The 18,295-nt window shown below is 71.8% G+C and carries 11 protein-coding genes; 4 read left to right on the top strand and 7 right to left on the bottom strand.

What is annotated here, in order from left to right; genetic code table 11:
• Positions 1-18: 18 nt before the first annotated feature.
• Together WMF43_RS04705 and WMF43_RS04700 are read left to right on the top strand one after the other, a co-directional pair.
• The gene (locus WMF43_RS04705; RefSeq protein ID WP_437677732.1) at positions 19-3,165 is read left to right on the top strand and encodes a hybrid sensor histidine kinase/response regulator; all 3,147 of its coding nucleotides are present in this window, start codon (positions 19-21) and stop codon (positions 3,163-3,165) included.
• Between the two features lie 91 nt (positions 3,166-3,256).
• Positions 3,257-5,305 (top strand): DEAD/DEAH box helicase, encoded by a 2,049-nt coding sequence (locus tag WMF43_RS04700; protein WP_437677731.1) that lies wholly within the window; start codon positions 3,257-3,259, stop codon positions 5,303-5,305.
• Between the two features lie 140 nt (positions 5,306-5,445).
• On the opposite strand, the gene WMF43_RS04695 is transcribed toward WMF43_RS04700, so the two are convergent.
• Positions 5,446-5,745 (bottom strand): hypothetical protein, encoded by a 300-nt coding sequence (locus WMF43_RS04695; protein WP_437677730.1) that lies wholly within the window; start codon positions 5,743-5,745, stop codon positions 5,446-5,448.
• Positions 5,746-6,749: 1,004 nt separating this feature from the next.
• On the opposite strand from WMF43_RS04695, the gene WMF43_RS04690 reads away from it, so the two are divergent.
• A complete protein-coding gene (locus WMF43_RS04690) occupies positions 6,750-7,832 on the top strand; it encodes a hypothetical protein (RefSeq protein WP_437677729.1) in 1,083 nt (360 codons plus the stop codon).
• Between the two features lie 310 nt (positions 7,833-8,142).
• On the opposite strand, the gene WMF43_RS04685 is transcribed toward WMF43_RS04690, so the two are convergent.
• Together WMF43_RS04685 and WMF43_RS04680 are read right to left on the bottom strand one after the other, a co-directional pair.
• Entirely contained in the window at positions 8,143-8,868 is a 726-nt protein-coding gene (locus WMF43_RS04685) for a hypothetical protein (RefSeq protein ID WP_437677728.1), read from the bottom strand.
• 889 nt (positions 8,869-9,757) lie between these two features.
• A complete protein-coding gene (locus WMF43_RS04680) occupies positions 9,758-11,299 on the bottom strand; it encodes a hypothetical protein (RefSeq protein WP_437677727.1) in 1,542 nt (513 codons plus the stop codon).
• 548 nt (positions 11,300-11,847) lie between these two features.
• Here WMF43_RS04680 and astD point away from each other — a divergent pair.
• A complete protein-coding gene (astD, locus tag WMF43_RS04675; RefSeq protein ID WP_437677726.1) occupies positions 11,848-13,314 on the top strand; it encodes a succinylglutamate-semialdehyde dehydrogenase in 1,467 nt (488 codons plus the stop codon).
• Between the two features lie 212 nt (positions 13,315-13,526).
• On the opposite strand, the gene WMF43_RS04670 is transcribed toward astD, so the two are convergent.
• The 4 genes from WMF43_RS04670 to WMF43_RS04655 all read right to left on the bottom strand — a co-directional run bounded on the left by WMF43_RS04670 (position 13,527) and on the right by WMF43_RS04655 (position 18,258).
• Positions 13,527-14,429 carry a PAS domain-containing protein gene (locus tag WMF43_RS04670; RefSeq protein WP_437677725.1) on the bottom strand — a complete coding sequence of 301 codons (903 nt, stop codon included), beginning with the start codon at positions 14,427-14,429 and terminating at the stop codon, positions 13,527-13,529.
• Between the two features lie 264 nt (positions 14,430-14,693).
• A complete protein-coding gene (locus tag WMF43_RS04665; RefSeq protein ID WP_437677724.1) occupies positions 14,694-16,235 on the bottom strand; it encodes a spermidine synthase in 1,542 nt (513 codons plus the stop codon).
• Positions 16,232-16,894, bottom strand: a complete 663-nt coding sequence (locus WMF43_RS04660; RefSeq protein WP_437677723.1) for a fused MFS/spermidine synthase — start codon at positions 16,892-16,894, stop codon at positions 16,232-16,234. The genes WMF43_RS04665 and WMF43_RS04660 overlap by 4 nt, the downstream gene beginning before the upstream one ends.
• A 74-nt stretch (positions 16,895-16,968) precedes the next feature.
• Complete coding sequence (locus tag WMF43_RS04655) at positions 16,969-18,258, bottom strand: cytochrome P450 (protein ID WP_437677722.1); 1,290 nt, start codon at positions 18,256-18,258, stop codon at positions 16,969-16,971.
• Positions 18,259-18,295: the final 37 nt, after the last annotated feature.

The following is an 18,295-nucleotide window of genomic DNA, read 5'->3' as shown; positions in this document are numbered from 1 at the left end:
GCTGGAAAGAAGAGAGGCGTGCTGAAGGTGATGCCGGAGCGTCCTTGCATCTGGCCGGAGCGAGGGGCGGCGACCCCCCGCCTGTCCGAGGCCTCTCCGACGCACGGCGGCTGCGGGGGGCGGCAGGTCGCGGGCGAGCTGCAATTGAAGGCGGCCCTCCTGGATCAGGTCAGCGAGGCGGCCTTCGCCTGGGAGCTCGGTGGCGCGGGCGGGATCGTGTACTTCGGCCCTGGAGCCGAGCTGCTCTACGGCTTTTCGGCGGGCGAAGCCGTCGGGCGATCGAGCCACGAGCTCCTGTCCACCGTGTTCCCGGTGCCGCTCTCGCAGATCGAGGGCGCCCTCGAGCGCGAAGGCCGCTGGGCGGGCGAGCTCAAGCACACGGCCCGCGACGGTCGAGCGATCCTGCTCGAGAGCCGGATGCGGCTCGTCGAGGGCGTCGAGGGGTTCGCGCACCGGCGTCTCGTCCTGGAGACGGGGCGCGACATCACCGTCCGCTCGCGCGCCGAGGAGGGCCTGCGCAAGGGCGAGGAGCGGCTCAGGCTGGCCCTCGCGGGCGGCCAGCTCGGCATCTGGGAGTGGGACGTGCCGAGCGGGCGCCTCTTCTGGTCGCGGGAGGCGTTCGAGAACGTGGGGGTCAGCGAGGCGCAGCTCGGCGGCTCCGTGGACGGCTTCACCCGGGTGGTGCACCCCGACGACAGGGAACGTGTCTGGGCGCAGGTCGAGAGCGCGCTGCGCGGGGAGGCGGATTACTCCTCCGAGTTCCGCATCGTCGACGCCAGCGGGCGCGAGCGCTGGGTCCACAGCCGCGCGCTGGTGCAGCGGGACCGCGAGGGGCGGCCGCTCCGGATGACGGGCGTGATCGCAGACATCACCGCCCGCAAGCTCGCCGAGCTGGCCTTGCGCGAGAGCGAGGCGCGCTTCCGCAACATGGCGGATCACTCGCCCGTCATGATCTGGGTCACGGACTCCGACGGGTCCTGCACCTACACCAACCGGGGCTGGCTGGACTTCTCGGGGCAGCCCGAGTCGGCCGCCCTCGGCTTTGGCTGGCTCGACGCGGTGCACCCGGAGGATCGGCCGGCGACGGCGGCGGCGTTCCTGCGGGCCAGCGAGCGGCGCGAGGCCTACAGGATGGACTTCCGCGCGCGCCGCGGCGACGGCGCGTACCGCTGGTGCCTCGACTCGGCCTCTCCGCGGCTCGGCCCGCGCGGCGAGTACCTCGGCTACATCGGGTCGATCATCGACATCACCGAGCGCAAGAACGCGGAGCTCCTGCTGCAGGAGAGCGAGGAGCGGCTGCGCCGCGCCGTGATGGCGGCCCCGTTCCCCATGATGATCCACGCAGAAGACGGGCAGATCATCAACGTGAACCGCGCATGGCTGGACACCAGCGGGTACACCCGCGAGCAGATCCCCACCATCGAAGCGTGGACCGAGAGGGCCTACGGCCCGCGGAAGGGCGCCGCGCTCGCCGCGATCACGGCCGTCTACGAGATGGAGGGCAAGCCGGTTGAGAACGAGTTCACCATCACCACGGCGAGCGGCGCCCGGCGCACCTGGGTATTCAGCGGCGCGCCGCTGGGGAGGGACGCGGCGGGCAGGCGGCTCGTCATCAGCGCGGCCCACGACATCACCGAGAGGAAGCGGACCGCCGACGCGCTCCGCGACAGCGAGGCGCGGTTCCGGGAGCTGGCCGACGCCATGCCGCAGATCGTCTGGACGGCCGGCCCCGACGGCCGTATCGATTACTGTAACCGCCAGTGGTACGAGCGCATCGGCACGAAGGCGAGCGAGGCGCTCGGCGAGGGCTGGGTCTCCTGCCTGCACGAGGACGATCGCGAGAGGTGCCTGGCCGAGTGGTATCGGGCGGTCGCGACCGGCGAGCTCTATGAGCTCGAATACCGCTTCGGCGGCGTCGCCGGCCGCGAGTTCCGCTGGTACCTGTGCCGCGCCACGCCCGTCCGCGGACCGGAGGGCGACATCGTGCGGTGGTATGGCACCTCCACGGACATCCACGATCAGAAATGCGCGGAGGCGCGGCTGAAGGAGGCGGACCAGCGCAAGGACGAGTTCCTGGCGATGCTGGCGCACGAGCTGCGCAATCCGCTCGCGCCCATCCGCAATGCGGTCGAGATCCTCCGGCGCGTCGCGGGGCAGCAGCCGTCGCTCGCGCGGGCGTGCGGCGTGATCGATCGGCAGGTGAGGCACATGGCCCGGCTGGTGGACGACCTGCTCGACGTCTCGCGCGTGGCGCGCGGGAGGATCCAGCTCCGCAGGGAGCGCTGCGACCTGTCTCAGCTGCTCCGGCAGACCGCCGAGGATTACCGCAGCACGCTGGAGGCGAGCGGCCTTGCGCTCGAGCTGGAGCTGCCGGCCGAGGCGGCCTGGGTCTCTGGCGACCCCACCCGGCTGTCGCAGGCGGTCAGCAACGTGCTGCACAACGCCAACAAGTTCACCGACGCCGGCGGCCGGGTGACGATCGCGCTCTCGGTGACGTCGGAGAGCTCCGCGGCCATCCGCATCCGTGACACCGGCATCGGCGTGGAGCCGACGATGCTGGGGCGCATGTTCGAGCCGTTCAGCCAGGCCGATCGGAGCCTCGACCGCAGTCGGGGCGGGCTCGGTCTGGGGCTGGCGCTCGTCAAGGGGCTGGTCGAGCTCCACGGCGGCACGGTGGCGGCCGCGAGCGCGGGCATCGGTCGCGGGACGGAGATCGTCCTCCATCTGCCGCTCTCGCGCGGGGCCGAGCCGACCCCCGAGCGCGCCGCGCCGCCGAGAGGCGTCGACCCGAGGTCGCTGCGCATCCTGATCATCGAGGACAACCAGGACGCCGCCGAGACCCTGCAGGCGCTCCTCGCCATGGACGGCTACCGGGTGGAGGTGGCCCTGTCCGGGCACGCCGGTGTGGAAGCGGCCCGCTCGTTCCGGCCGGAGGTCATCGTGTGTGACATCGGTCTCCCGGGCAGCATGGATGGGTACGGTGTGGCGCGGGCCTTGAGAGGGAGCACGGGGACCTCGCCCTCGCTGATGATCGCGCTGACCGGCTATGGCCAGGAGGAGGACCGGCGTCGCGTGCGGGAAGCCGGCTTCGACATGCACCTCATCAAGCCGCTCGACCCGAGGTCGCTGCAGGAGCTCCTGGCCTCGCTGACGATGCGGGCGTGAGGCAGCCCCCGGCGAACCGCGGGCGCGCGCGCCCCGCCGATCCGATCGGGTTGCGTTCGCGCCCGCGCGCACCCATGACAGCGGGAGCCCCGTGGAACCGATCACTTCGCCTGTCAGCTTCGCCTCGTTCGGCATCGGACCTGCTCTGCTCGGCGTGCTCGCCGAGCTCGGCTACGAGGAGCCGACCCCGATCCAGCGCGAGTCCATCCCGCACCTCCTCGCCGGGCGCGACCTGCTCGGGCAGGCCGCCACCGGCACCGGCAAGACGGCCGCGTTCGCGCTGCCGCTCCTCCAGCGGCTCGAGATCGGCGGCGATCCCCCGAGCCGACCCGCGGCCCTGGTGCTCGTGCCGACGCGCGAGCTCGCCATGCAGGTGGCCGAGGCGATGCACCGTTACGGCCGCCGCCTCGGCGTGCAGGTGCTGTCGGTCTACGGCGGTCAGCCGTTCGGCCAGCAGCTGCGCGCGCTCCGCCGCGGGGTCCACGTGGTGGTGGCGACGCCCGGCCGCGCGCTCGATCACATCGGCCGCGGCACGCTCCTGCTCGACGGCATCCGCACGGTCGTGCTCGACGAGGCCGACGAGATGCTCGACATGGGCTTCGCCGAGGCGCTGGAGGCGATCCTCTCGGCCACGCCGAGCGCGCGGCAGACCGTGCTCTTCTCCGCGACGCTCCCGCCGCGCATCGCCGCGATCGCCGGCCGTCACCTGCGCGAGCCGGTGCGGGTCAAGATCGCCGCCGAGAAGGCGGCGCCCGGCGAGCTCCCGCGGGTCCGCCAGACGGCGTACATCGTCCCGCGGGCGCACAAGCCCGCCGCCCTGACGCGGGTGCTCGACATGGAGGACCCGTCCTCGGCGATCATCTTCTGCCGCACGCGCAACGAGGTGGACGAGCTCTCGGAGGCGCTGCGCGCCCGCGGCTACGAGGCCCAGGCGCTGCACGGCGGCCTCTCGCAGGAGCAGCGGGATCGCGTGATGGCGCGCTTCCGCACCGGCGCGGCCGACCTGCTCGTCGCGACCGACGTCGCCGCGCGCGGGCTCGACATCGAGCACGTCTCGCACGTCATCAACTACGACGTCCCCTGCGCCGCCGAGGTGTACGTCCACCGCATCGGCCGCACGGGGCGCGCCGGCCGCGAGGGGGCGGCGATCACGCTGGTGGAGCCGCGCGAGCACTACCTGATCCGCAACGTCGAGCGGCTCACGGGCCAGCGCATCGAGGCGGCGAACCTCCCGACCGTCGCCGATCTGCGCGCCCGGCGCCTCGAGCTGACGCGCGCCTCGCTGCGGGAGGCGCTGCTCGCGGGCGGCGCCGAGCGCTTCCGGGTCGTCGTCGAGGCGCTGTCCGACGAGTTCGACGTGATGGACATCGCCGCTGCGGCGGTGAAGCTCGCGCACGACGCGACCGAGGGCGACCGGCAGGAGGCGGAGGCGGAGATCCCCTCGTTCCGCCCGCCCCCGCCCGCGTCGGAGCGCCCCGCTGCGGGGCGCGGCGCTCCGGGACCGCGCGGGCGCCCGGCCGCGCCGCCGGGCCGGCCGCGCCGCGAGCGTCCGGGGGGCGCCGACGGCGGCGTCGCGCGGCTCTACGTCAGCGCGGGGCGCGACGCCGGCATCCGTCCGGCCGACCTGGTCGGCGCCATCGCGAACGAGGCGTCGCTGAGCTCCCGCGACATCGGCGCGATCCAGATCGCCGACAGCTTCTCGGTGGTGGAGGTCCCCGAGGGCGTGGCGGACGACGTGATCGAGGCGCTGCGCGCGACGCGCCTCAAGGGCCGCAAGGTCCAGGTCCGCCGCGACGGCGGGGCCGCCAGCGACCTGCGGGGCGGGGCTCCCGGCGACCTGCGGGGCGGGGTTCCCGGCGACGCGCGGGGCGGGGTTCCCGGCGACGCGCGGGGCGGGGCGGACGACGCGCAGGGCGAGGCGGACGACGCGGCGGATGCGCAGAGCGGCGCGGCCGGCGCGCGCGTCGGCGCGGCCGCCAAGCGGAGCGGCGCGGCCGGCAAGCGGAGCCGCGCCGCGCCCGGCAAGCGGAGCGGCGCGGCCGCTGCGCGGAGCGACAAGGCTGACGCGCGGGGCGGAGCGGCCGGCGCGCGGGGCGACGCAGCAGGCATGGCGCCTCCGCGCCGGCGCCCGCGGGCCTGAGCTCCGGAGCGGCGCTCTCTGCTCCTGATCGCGTCCCTGCGGCTCAGCGCTTTTGCGTTGAGCCCTCTTTTCCTGCAAGGAGACAAAATTCCAACCGGCGCGCTCACGTGTCAATCGACGCGCGGCGGCGATTCAGGCCGTCACTTCGCGCCGGCGAGCTTCAGCACCTCGGTTTGTTCGATATCGGTCGGCTCGCGCTGGCAGTCCTTGCCGGCGGTCTGCAGGGCGTCGAGCTGGCGGACGAGATCTCCGGGGTCCACGCTCAGGCATCCCTCCTCGAACTCGGTGCACTCGGCGACGGAGAGCGCGGTGCCCGCGACGTAGCGGCAATCGGGGTCCTCGGGGGGGTATCTCAGGAAGGTGGACGCATTGGTGCGGAGGCACGTCGAGTCCGACGGCGTGTTCGCCTTCTTGCAGCGCGCGGCCGCGATGCGCGCCACCCGTTGCAGCTCGGCCGCCGGATAGGTGCGGACCCGAGGACGCTCCGGCTCCGCGGGCGCAGGGCGGGCTGTCAGCGGGCCCGAGGCGGGCCGCGGCGTGGCTTCCGAGCACGCGCACGCGAGGAGCGCACACGCGCCCAATGTGACAAAAAAGGATCCCCCAAACTTCATGGTGCGACAACTACCACACTTCCTTCCTCGGCTGCAATCGGTCACGCCGCCTCCGGCTCCCGCCAACCGGCCCGGGCGTGTGGGGTTCGGGGCCTCCTGACGTCCGATGCGCGTGCGCCGCCCCCCGCCGTCGGTCCTGCTGGTCCTCGCCGCGACCGCGGCGGGAGTGCCGCGACCGCGCCGCCCGAGCCCGCGGCCGCCCCCAGCCGGCGCGGACAGACGATCGCCCCGGCGCCTGCCAGCGCCGCGGACGTGGTCCGGCGCCCGGGGGCTGCGACATCCACGTCGGCCTAGGGGTGGTCGCGACCAGGGGGCTGCGACATCCAGGTCGGCCGGGGGTGGTCGCGACCAGGGGAGCTGCGACATCCACGTCGGCCGGGGGTGGTCGCGACCAAGGGGGCTGCGACATCCATATCGACCGGACGTGGTTGCGACCAGGGGGCTGCGACATCCACGTCGACCGGACGTGGTCGCGACGACGTGGAGCAGACCGTCGCCGTTGCCGCGTGGAGCGCCATCCGGCGCGGCAGGTATCGGCCTGACCCGAAGGACACGCCACGGGAAACGTTGAGGATACGCCCACATGACGCAATGACGCGAAGTACCTCGATGCCGCTTAACGAGGCGCGTCATCCTCGACCCGCAGCCGCTCGGCCGGCTCTGCGGCATCGCCGGAGCTGTCCTGCGGGGGCTCGCGCGGCTGCGGATCGAGGAGCCTGCAGCGCCTGCGGACGGAGAGCTTCCTCATTAGTATTTTGGACCGCCAACCAGACGCGGGGAGTGATAGCCTCTGTGCCATGACAAAACTTGGTTTAGCGACGCGTGCTTGCGCGGTGCTCGCGGCCCTCTGGCTGCCCGTCATCGCTTGTTCGTCGGGCGGCGGCGGCGGCAACGGCAACACCACGGGAAATGGCGAAGACGGCCAAGGCGCGAGCGGCGCCGGCAGCAGCAGCAGCGGCAGCGGCGACGATTATGGCGAAGATCCCTGGCTGGGCCCGGGTCCGGACGAGCCGCCGCCGGCTGACGCCGGTCACCAGACCACCTGCGATGACGAGGGCAACTGCACCTGCATCAACATCGCGTCGATCGGCCACGAAGGCGTCTGGGGCCCGTGCAGCAGCGACAGCACCACGGCGCTTCAGAACTGGCTCAACACGCAGAGCACGGCCCAGGTCGACAACTACAACACGGAGAAGCCCACGCTCACGCCGGAGTTTCTGGCCAAGTACGACGTGATCCTCCTCCAGTGGATGGTGACGAAGGGCGCGCAGTACGACGACGGGGCGCCCTGGCAGTTCACGGCCGACGAGGTGAACGCGCTCAAGGAGTGGGTCAATAACGGCGGCGGCCTCATCGCGCTGAGCGGCTATCAGTGCAACGGTCAGGGATGCACCATCCACGACGTCACGGCGACCAACCAGCTCCTCTCGTTCACGGACATCCAGTTCAACACCGACGGCGCGCTGGATCCTGCGCAGGAAGGCTGCCCGAACTGCAACTGCTGGGGCGGCCCGCTGCCGCTCGGCGGCCCCCTCCCCGGCAGCGTGGGCACCTGGAACCAGGATACGCCGATCGGCAGGGAGCTCCAGAGCGTAGGCGCATACATCGCGCGCTCGATCAAATCGACGACCGCGACGGTCGACTGCACCGACGGCACGAACAATTTCGCGGTGCACGAGGAGTTCGGCAAAGGCCACGTCGTCGCGTACGGCGACGAGTGGGTGACCTATTCAGGTCAATGGCTCGGGACGGCGGAGTGCCTCAACGAGCAGATGTACACGGACCCGAACAGCGCCTGCTACGAGAGATCAGCGGCGCAGGTCTTCCAGATCTCGCAGTTCTGGTACAACGTGGTCAAGTACGCGGCGTCGTCGGTCGAGTGCTTCACTATCGAGGATCCGGCCATCATCAGGTGATGCCGGGCGGATCGCACGGCCAGGGCGCGCGCCTCGCCTGCGAGCGCGCGCGCTCCGCGGGCTCCGTCCCCGCTGCGTGACGAGCCTCGTGTATGCATGGCCGGCCGCTCGATGAACGGGGGCGAGCGGCCCGGACGCGAGCGCCGCGGGGCCTCCTCCACGCCACCGCCTGCGGAGCCGGAGCTGGGGGACTACAACGGCCCGAGTCGCCTTCTACGCTGATGGTGCCATCGCAGTAGTCGCATGTGCACCCGGGGACGGCGCGCGGGGCTCCCCGCTCGGCCGCCGTCCTCGATACCTCCACGCTCGGCTACGAGTTCAGCAAGATCCCGAGTCCGCCGGTGAACCCGAGATTGATCGCGCGATTGTCCTGGAACACGCCGCTCTCTCCCTTCTGCCTGGCCAACCTCAGGACGAGCTCCGGGGCGACGTGCAGGAACACGTGCTTCGTCGGTCGGTAGACGAGCCCGAGGTCGACGACGCCAATCCACGCGTTCATCGCGTAGTGCCCCGCGTAATCGGCGCGTAAGCCGGCGTATCCGAGCCCCGCGCGGGGCCACACCGTGAGCGGCTCGTTCAGCGCGATCGCGTACCCCACGCGCGGCACCGCGGAGATCGCGTACGCGTGGCCGTCCGGCGCGGTCCCCACGTCGTCCCCTCCGACGTCGTACTCGCCGGCGCTGTACGAGAAGCCGACGGTGGCGCCGACCGAGATCCGGTCGGCCACGAACACATCGACCGACGGCGAGATCCACGCCGTACTCGATCGCGCCGAGTACGTGGAGGCCGTGCCCGGCATGCCGCCGCGGATGTCCGAGCGCGTGAACCCGATGGCCCCGGTGTACCCCGTGGCGCCCCAGGTGTTGTCGTAGGCGACGCCGGCGCTCATGTTCGGTCCGAGGTAGCCGCCTCCGACGGTCAGCCCCACGAGGTTGTCGAGCGCGACCTGCCCGCGTTCCCCGAAGCGCGCGGGCGCGGGCTCGCTCGCGGCGGCGTCGCCCTCTGCGGCGAGGACGGCGCGCGCCCCGGAAAACACGGCGAACGCCAGCGTGGAAACGACGAGTCGAAGGCGACGGGTTCGTTGATGGACAGCCATGGTTTCCCCTCTCGATGTCGTGGTCAGCGACCGCTGACCCGCCCTGTGGATGAGCGCAGCGCCGCGCGCTCCGCCGGTGACCTCCGGGCGGACGGCTCCGCGTCTCACCGTCGGTCCGGCACGGGCAACGCCTGGGGATTCGCCTGTCTTTCTGCCATGTTGTCAATCGCCTCGCGAGACCAGAATCCGACGGCATCGTCCGTCACGCCCAGTTCGTGCGAGGTTGCCCGACGGCGTCCCTGACTCCGCGGGGCGGCGGCTGGTGGCTCTCTCGCCGACTCAAGGCGCTTCTGCCGGCCGCGCCCTCGAGGCAAAGGTGGGGAGGAAGTTCCAAGCGGGACGCGCCGGGGGGTGGGGCCGCGCGGCGGGGGCGGGCGGGCGCTGGCCATCCGCCAAGACGGGGACATGGGAGCTTGCGCTGAGAACACCGCCCGGCATGTCTCCCTTCGGGCCTTGCCATCTGAGACGTTTCGTCGCGCGCCACACAAGGCGCGCCTGGGGCCTCGAGCCACCTGGAGCCTTATGGCACCTCGGTCGGTGCTCCAGCGCGCCCGCCCGCCCCCGCCGCGCGGCCCCACCCCCCGGCGCTTACCGTTGGACTTGAGAAGGAAAAGGGAGCGCAAGCTCCCTTGGGACCAGCTCCATTTTATTTGATGAACTGTAGGACCCCTGGGAGGGGGGCGCCGCGCGGCGCGGGGAACAGGCTGTTGTTTGAGCCCGGATACGTCGTGTTCCCGGAGTGCGCAGCACGGAGGGGACACGACGTCCAAGGCGAGTTCAGCCTGTTCCCCGCGCCGCGCGGTGGCCCCCTCCCAGGGGTCCGGGCAGCCTACCCGCGCATCGCGGCCGTCGCCTGCGGGCGCAGGGCGGCCGGCCGCGGCCGCTTCGCCGTCGTCTCCGCCTTCTGCACAGGCGGCCTCGCGTCCGCTTTCCAGGGCTGGAAGCGCGCGTCCTTCCACATCACGAGGCCGCCGTCGAGCGGCGCGTCGGCCGCCGCGCCGTCGTCGGAGCGCAGCCAGACGAGCGGCCGCGCCTCGAAGACCGGCCTCGTGCACGCGATGTCCTCGAACGCCGCCGACCACGACCCGGTGTTCCCGAAGAACACCCCGCCCTCCCAGCTGCCCTCCGGGTTGTGGGTGTGCCCGAAGACCACCGCCTTCGCGCCGTGCGCGCGGGCCACACGCCGCGCCGCCCGGTTCACACCCTGCCAGACCGCATCGAGCGGGGGCTTCGGGACCGCACACTCGTAGGCGACGAGCAGCGTCGGCGCGAGCAGCGCCGCCGGCGCGAGCCCGGCCGGCATCCACCAGAGGCACACGAGCGCCGCGAGCACCCCGAGCAGCACCAGCCCGAAACGGTCGAGCCAGAGCTCGCGCGCCACGCGGCCGAGGCAGTCCTCCGCCGGCCGCGCGAACAGCCGCGCGTGCCGCGCCACCGCGTCGAGCGGCGCCCCGGTCTCGCACGCGGCCGCGAGACGGTCCGCTCGCCGCAAGGCGCGGCGCCAGGGCTCGCGCCGGCGCACGAGCTCGACCATCGTGCGCAGCGCGCCGACGGCGAACGCGAGCACCAGCGAGCGGCCCGAGAACAGGTAATACCGCGCCCAGTGCGCGAGGTAGCCGAAGCCGGAGAGCATGTACGAGGAGTCGACGTGCGGGTTGAAGTAGCCCATGCGCGACACCAGGAGCCGGCTCACGAGCGAGCCCATCGTCGGCTGGATCTCCCCAGGATTTCTGCCGAAGGGCGCCATCGGGTAACGGTACGAGCAGTAGGAGTCGTATTGATTGCCGTGCTCGACGATGACGCCGTCGCGCGTGCGGTGGAACCAGGCGCGGAACACCACCCGCGCCGCCAGCGCCTCGCGGAGCGCGGCCGCCGGAGCGGCGCCGCCCCGCGCGGCGAGCTCGTCGAGGGCCGCGTCGACCACGCGGCGCTCCACCACCTCGCGCACCTCGGGGAGCGTGAGCTGGATGTCGTGATTGCCCGCCACGAAGACCACCGTGTGCCCGTCCGCGACGACCCGGCCGACGGCCGCGACGAACACAGGGTGATCGCGCAGGATGGCCTCCATCGCGGGGACGGCGTGGGCGGCGTCGCGCGGCAGATCGTGGACGACGCTCTCGTTCTCGATCACGCGCGGCGCGTCCAGATCGAAGATGTCGCCGTTCAGGACCAGCGTGAGCTCGTCGCGCTCCGCGCCGGGCCCGCGCGCGTCAGGCCCGCGCGCGCCGCCCGCCCCGCTCCGGACCTCCCCCCGGAGCGCGTCCAGCATCGCGGCGATCTCGCCGTCCGGAGAGTACGGCGCCTGTCGATAGCGCATCCAGAGGCCGGCGGTCGGCTCCAGCTCACATAGATGGATGTCTGAGATTGCCACCGTGTGATGCATCGGCGGGGAAAGTGACATGGCCACGTCTGCACGCCAGTCACGGGACCGTCAAGACTTGGTGTCGGCGCCCGGCGCAGGCGCCCCCGGACCCGTTGCGCCCGGAGCGTTTTCGAGGCTCCACACGCTCAGAACACCAGTTCGCCACCGTGCATCCCTGTGAATGTCGCGAGCTCGCCACACGGGCTGTCCGGCGTATCGAGCACAAGGCGCATTGAGGTCTTCCTTCGCGGATTACCACGCGACGAACAATCGCGTCTCCGGACACATCGGGTTGGGGGTCGGCCGACCGCACACACACCCTGTTGGGGTCGCGCAACGCGGCGCGGGGCCTCCTGCGCGCTGGTCGGGCGGGCCCATGCGTGAGGGCCGCGCGCTGCGCGCTGCATCATGCGCCGCGGCGGCTGCGGGCGGCCTGCGGTGCGCCCGCCTCGGCTCTGGTAGGCTACGGCGCCGGCGAGGCGGAGGCGGGAGCAGGCCGAGCGCCTCGCCGGGCGGGCCGCTGAGCCCGCGCCGAGTTCCGTGAGGGAGAGGAATCCATGTCAACCCATTTCATCGGCGGCGTCTGGGTGGCCGGCACGGGGGAGCCGTTCGCGAGCCGGAACCCCGTGACCCAGGAGGTCGTCTTCGAGGGGCGCGCCGCGTCCGGCGAGCAGGTGGACGGGGCCGTGAAGGCGGCGCGCGCGGCGTTCAGGGCGTGGCGCGATCTCGGCCTCGAGGAGCGGATCGCGGTCGTGAAGCGGTTCGCCGGCCTGCTCACCGAGCACAAGGCGCGCCTCGCCGACGTGATCGGCCGCGAGACCGGCAAGCCGCGCTGGGAGGCGCTCACCGAGGTCCAGACGATGATCGGCAAGGTCGACGTGTCGATCATGGCCTACCGGGACCGGACCGGCGAGAAGCGGGCCGAGGCGGGCGACGCGACCGCCGTGGTGCGGCACCGGCCGCACGGCGTGGTCGCGGTGTTCGGGCCGTACAACTTCCCGGGCCACCTGCCGAACGGCCACATCGTCCCTGCCCTGATCGCCGGCAACTGCGTGGTCCACAAGCCCTCGGAGCTCACGCCGAAGGTCGCCGAGGAGGTCGCCCGCCTCTGGCAGGAGGCGGGTGTGCCCGCGGGGGTGTTCCACCTCGTCCAGGGCGGAAAGAACACCGGCATCGCGCTCGCCGGACACCCCGGCATCGACGGCCTCTTCTTCACGGGGAGCTCCGCCACCGGCAACGCCCTGCACCGGCAGCTGGCGGGCCAGCCCGAGAAGATCCTGGCCCTGGAGATGGGGGGCAACAACCCGCTGATCGTCCAGGACGTCGCGAATACGGACGCGGCGATTCATCACATCATCCAGTCCGCCTTCATCTCGGCGGGCCAGCGGTGCACCTGCGCCCGGCGCCTGCTCGTGCCCGAGACGCCGGAGGGCGACGCGCTGTTGGGTCGGCTGATCGACGCGGCGTCGAAGCTCAAGGTGGGCAGGTACGACGACGCGGAGCAGCCGTTCATGGGCGCGGTGATCTCGCTCGCCGCGGCGGATCAGCTGCTCCGGGCGCAGGAGCGCCTGCGCTCGCTCGGCGGCGAGGTGCTGCTCGAGATGCGCCGGCTCGAGGAGGGGACGGCGCTCTTGTCGCCCGGCGTCATCGACGTCTCGGCGATCGACGATCTGCCGGACGAGGAGCACTTCGGCCCGATCGTGCAGGTGCAGCGTTATGCGAGCTTCGATGACGCGATCGCGCTGGCCAACCGCACGCGCTACGGGCTCGCCGCGGGGCTGATCTCGGATCGCAAGGACCTCTACGAGCAGTTCTGGCGCGAGATCCGGTCGGGCATCGTCAACTGGAACAAGCCGCTGACGGGCGCGTCGAGCGCCGCGCCGTTCGGGGGCGTCGGCAGCAGCGGGAACCACCGTCCCAGCGCGTATTACGCGGCGGACTACTGCGCCTACCCGGTCGCGGGGCTGGAGGCGGCGAGCGTGGCGCTGCCAGGACAGCTGGCGCCGGGGATGCGGCTCACCTAGAGCTGCGGTCGCTCGCTGCGGATACGGGCCCATCGCGACGTTTTCGGTGATCAGCGCACAGGAGCGCGCTCCCGCGCCGAAAACGCCGTTCTGGGCCCGTCTGCTGTGCGGGTGACCGCGGCGCGGAAACGCATGTGCTCGCGCCAAGACCGGCCGAGCGGATCGCGGGCGAGCCCCGCTCGGACCCCGCGAGGAGCCTCGTCCGACCTCTCTCAAACCGGCTGGTGTTTCCGTGACCCCGGCGATGCGGCCGACGCGGCGTGCATCTGCTGCAATGCATAACGAATGCCGCTCTGGAGCGTGCCCGATGTCACGATCGATCCCAGATCGATGCCCAGCTCCACGAGGGTCTGCGCCACCGACGGCTTGATCCCCGTCAGCACGACCTTCGCGCCGACGAGGCCGACCGCCCGAGCGGCGCGGACGAGGGAATCTGCCACGCTCGAGTCGACGTCGCGAACGCCCGTGATGTCCAGGATCGCGACGGATGCCTGCCTCGCGACGACGCCGTCGAGGAGCGTCTCGAGCACCTGGTTCGCGCGGGTGTTATCGATGGCGCCGATGAGCGGCATGACGACGATCTTGTCGGCGATCGGGATCAACGGGGTGCTGAGCTCTCGCACGGCCGCCGCATGCGCCTCCCTCTCGTCCGAGAGCTGCCGCGCGATGTGCTCCGACGTGACGTCCCAGAAGATACCCTGGATCCCCACGATCTCGCCGCGCAGGTCGCGCACCGGCGCCTTGATCACCTTGACGTAGATCATCTCTCCGGTCGCCGGCACCCTGTGCTCCTCGATCGCCTCGAAGGCCTGACCGGTCTTCAGCACATGGGCGTCATCCTGCCTGTACTTCTCGGCCAGCTCGCGCGGGTAGATATCGAACGGCGTCTTTCCGCGGAGCTGCTCCATGGACATCCCCACCGACGCGAGGAGCGCGCGGTTCGCGAAGACGCACCGCCCGTCCAGGTCGCTCCGGTAGATGCTTTGAGGGAGCATGTCGAGGAGCGACAGATGGACGAGGTCGCGCTCGCGCCAGGCTTTCTCCGCGAGCTCCAGCTCGGCGACGCGTTGACGCAGACTGCTCAGCTCTTCTCGGTCATCCTGACCCTTCATCATTGGAATGCCCCCCTCCGTGCCCCTGCGTGCCGCGCACGGTCCGCACCGGATCGAGGCGTAGCATGGGTGCGCCTCGCTCCACAACAGCTCGCCCCTGTGAGCCGGGAGGAGGACAGGCGTTCGATCGCGGCCGTGTCGCCCCCGCTGCGGACGTCGCGTGGTCCGAGCCTGTCCACCCCTGCCGACCCCGCCGGAGGGCACAGGGAATCAAGGCCAGGCGCCGTGTGCGTCAACGTGTGACGCCACGCCCGGCAGGCCATGGGACTACGGGTACGTGTCGAACGCCCACCATTCGGTCGCCATGTTGTCGTCCGTGATGATCGGATCGTCCTGCGTCCGCTGCAGGATCGACTCCCGGCTTTCCCAGGTGGGCCCGCCGCGCCAGTCCTGTTCTTTCAGCAGATCGAGCTCTGCGGCGCTGCTGCCGGCGGGCAGCACGGGACGGCCGTCGACGAGCCAGGCGTCGAGCTTTCTCTCGAAGCGCGCGCGGTCGATGGCGATCGGACCGTCGCTCGCGATCAGCATGTTCTGGTAGCGGACGGCGTAGGGGAACACGGTCGCCCCGGTCTTCTGCGCCGCGGTGGACATGGTGGTGTTGTAATAAAGCGCGCCGCCCGGCTTCAGGTGCCGGCGGGCGAGCTCCATCATCTCCCGGGAGAGCAACATCGAGGCGTACGAGCGCCAGAACACGATCGTGTTCTCGACGATGACGTCGAAGCGCCGCGAGGTCCGCCCCAGGTAGCGCCGGCCATCGTCGATGAGGAGCTCCACCTTGGGGTTGTCCAGCGCGCTCGCGACGACGGGCGCACGCCGCGCCGCCTCGGCGAAGCCGGGGTTGATCTCGATGACGGTGAGGTGCTCGACGTCGGGGGCGTTCGCCAGCACCTGGAGCCAGGAGCCGGACCCGAGGCCGATCATGAGGATGTCGCGCGGCTGGGGGTGGAACGCGGACACCAGGTAGGCCCGCAACACCCGGTTCTCGTCCATTTCCGGCAGCGGGCTGACGTTGGCGATGCCCTCGTAGGATCCGCCGCCGTACACGGTGCCCGACCGCGAGACCGTGACGACGCCTTCGCGGCGCTCGATGACGTGGGCGAAGCGACCGTGTTCGCGGTAGTCCTCCCCGTAAAGGAGCTTCTCGTAGAGGTCGCCGTAGAGCGTCGGCGCCGATCCCACGAAAGACGCGACGGCGGCGGCGAGGAGCGCGCCGCTGAACAGGCGCGAGCGCGCCGTCCTCGACGCGGAGAGCATGAGCATCACGCCGAGCGCGGCGCCCGCGATCGCGAGGGCCACGTTGAGCTCGCGCAGGGGCAAGACATCCAGCAGCACGAGGCCGGTGATCAGGCTGCCGAGCGTCGAGCCCGCGACGTTGCCGACGTAGACGTAGGACAGTCGCGCGCCGGCCAGCTCGTCCGCGGGGATCCCGAAGTGGCACAGGAGCGGAAACCCCGCGCCGAGGCAGCTGCTGGCGAGCGCGAAGGCAGGCAGCGTCCAGGCCGGGTCCACGCCGCGGCCGACGAGGTGCGCGACGGCGGGGGCCACGAGGAACGCCGCGAGCGCCCCGGCGACGATCACCCCGCCCACGCGGTAGAGCTGCCCGGAGCGCTCCGCCGCGGCGCTCCGGCAGTAGCGACCGGCGAGGAGCGATCCGCCGGCCAGACCGGCGAGGTAGGCCGCGAGCAGAAAGCCGAAGGCCTCCGGCTCGCCTTCGGTCGCAAAGCTGTAGACCCGGACCCAGAGGACCTCGTGCGAGAGCGCAAGACAACCGCCGAGCGTGGCGACGAGGACGGCAACGAGGAGCCTCATGGCGCGCCGCGACGCCGCCGGCGCAGGACCATCACGAGCACACCGAGCAGGACGTTGAGCGTCGCGGCGACCTCCGTGGTGGCCCGGAGGCCCAGCCCGCCTAGCAGGTAGCGCGCCGCCAGGAAGGCGCCGAACGCCGCGCCCAGCGTGTTGGTGAAGTAGAGGTTGCCCAGCGAGCGACCGACGTTATGCGACCGCGACGTGGCGTGCCCGACCAGGAGGGGAAGCGTGGCCCCCATCAGCATGACCGGCGGCACCACGAGCAGGAGCGCCACCCCACCGGCGGCGACATGGCCAATGCCGTGCGTGACGCCTGCAATCAGGGCGAAGAGGCGGAGGCTGAACGCGCCGTAAAGGCCGATCCCGAGCTCGGAGACCGCGAACAACGTCACCGCGGCGCGCGGGCGCCGGCGCGAGAGCACCCCACCCGCGAGGCTCCCGAGGCCGAGACCCAGCATGAACGCGGTGACGACGATCGTGACCGACAGGATGTCGACACCGTAGATCGCGTAGAGCGCGCGCTGCCAGACGACCTGATACACCAGCGCTGTCGAGCCCGAGAGGAAGAACACCGGGAAGAGCCAGGGCTCCGTGGCTTTCGCCTCGTGCTGCTCAGCGCCCGGCGGGGCGAGCTTGGTCGCGAGGGTCTGCGAGGGCATGTTTGTGTCCCTTGGGGGGTCCGGGGCGACGAGGGGACCATGATGCCCTCACGGAGCGGCCCGAAGCGTCGGGGTCACGCCGCGCCGGCGTCGGGGCCCAGCTCGACCGGGATGGACGTGAGGCCGCGGACGCCGGGGCTCTGGCGCCACGCGAGCGGCGCGGAGGAGAGCCGGGCCTCGGGGAAGCGGCGGAGGAAGGTGGCGACCGCGGCCTGGCCCTCCACGCGGGCCAGCGCGGCGCCGGCGCAGTAGTGGATGCCCACGCCGAAGGAGAGGTGACGGATGTCCGTGCGCCGCAGGTCGAGGCGATCCGGATCCGGGAAGTGGGCGGGATCGCGGTTCGCCGCGCCGAGCACCAGGAACACGCGATCTCCCTTCGGGATCCGGACGCCCTCGATATCCATGTCGTCCAGCACCATGCGGCTCATCCACTGCACCGGGGAGTCGTAACGGAGCAGCTCCTCCACGGCCGGGCCGAGCAGCGCCGGCGACGCGCGGAGCGCCTCGCGCTCGGCCGGGTGGCGCAGCAGCGCGAGGAGGCCGTTGCCGATGAGGTTCTTCGTCGTCTCGTGGCCGCCGAAGAGCAGCATGCAGCACGTCGAGAGCAGCTCCTGCTCGCCGAGGATCATGCCCTGTTCCTCCGCGAGCAAGAGCTGGCTGAGCAGGTCGCTCCCGGGGCGCTGCCGCCGCTCCGCGATCACGGCGCGGAAGTAGTCCTCCAGCTCGGCCACCGCGCTCAGCGCGCCGCCCGCGATCTCCAGGGTCGGCCGGCCCGCGCCGAGGAACCCCGCGAGCGCGTTCGACCACCCCTTGAGCCGGTGCCGGTCCTCCACCGGGACGCCGAGCACCTCGCCGATCACGAGCAGCGGCAGCAGATCGCCGAGGTCGCGGAGGACATCCATCTGCCCCGTGGGCGCGACCGCGTCGAGCAGCTCGTTGACCAGCGCCTCGACCCGGGGGCGCAGCCCCTCGACGAGCCGCGGCACGAACGCCTTGTTGATCAGCGACCGGATGCGCGTGTGCTCCGGCGGATCGAGCAGCAGCGCCCACGACGCCAGGTTGCGGCGCAGCGGCTCCAGCTTCTGTCGCACCGCCTCGGGCAGCTTCGTCACGAAGGCGCTCGAGCGCTTCGCCGACAGGCGCGGGTCGCGGAAGCCCGCGGCGACGTGATCGTACCGGGTGATGAGCCAGCCGTTGTAGCCGGCGCTGAAGTAGGCCGGCGCCTCCTCGCGGAGCCTCGCGTAGACCGGGTAAGGGTTCGCGAGGGTCTCCGGCGTCAGGAGGCGAAACGGGTCGGAATCGGCGTCCGCCGACGGGCTTGCCGCGGGCGTTTCGTCGGGCTTCGGTGCGTCGGGCGAGTTCATCGGGCCAGGGTACGCCGGCCTCGACCGCTTGGGAATG

The organism is Sorangium sp. So ce131, from assembly GCF_051519095.1.
GTDB lineage: Bacteria > Myxococcota_A > Polyangia > Polyangiales > Polyangiaceae > Sorangium.
Note: the sequence above shows the minus strand (reverse complement) of the source record. Positions and strands in the feature narration are given on the sequence as shown.